Origin of the sequence: Affinundibacterium fentianense, from assembly GCF_018139545.1 — a bacterium.
GTDB classification, from domain to species: domain Bacteria; phylum Pseudomonadota; class Gammaproteobacteria; order Burkholderiales; family Burkholderiaceae_D; genus Undibacterium; species Undibacterium fentianense.
This window is the reverse complement of record NZ_JAGSPJ010000055.1, coordinates 1-255: the sequence shown is the minus strand read 5'-3', so window position 1 is coordinate 255 and position 255 is coordinate 1. Positions and strand designations below refer to the sequence as shown.

The following is a 255-nucleotide window of genomic DNA, read 5'->3' as shown; positions in this document are numbered from 1 at the left end:
AAGCCCGAGCGATATCGGTCATGGTTTTGCCATGTTCCATTTCACTGAGCCAGTATTGCAAGCCGCTGTAGTCAGGCGCGCGGTGATACATCAGCGTATAAAGGGCTGCGATTTTTTCGCTATTGGAACGATTGGCAATGTGACTCTCGAGTATGTGCGGCGCACTGATGTCCGCTTGCGTGATACTGGTTCCGGTCAAGTTGACGATATTATTCGCAGCCTGATTTAAGCTCAACGCAACACTGCCATCGCCGC

At 51.4% G+C, this 255-nt stretch carries 1 protein-coding gene; it reads right to left on the bottom strand.

Features of this window, described 5'->3' with window-relative positions; translation table 11 throughout:
• On the bottom strand, positions 1 to 255 hold a 255-nt coding region (locus tag KDM90_RS17735; protein WP_212676953.1), incomplete at both ends, for a DUF4214 domain-containing protein.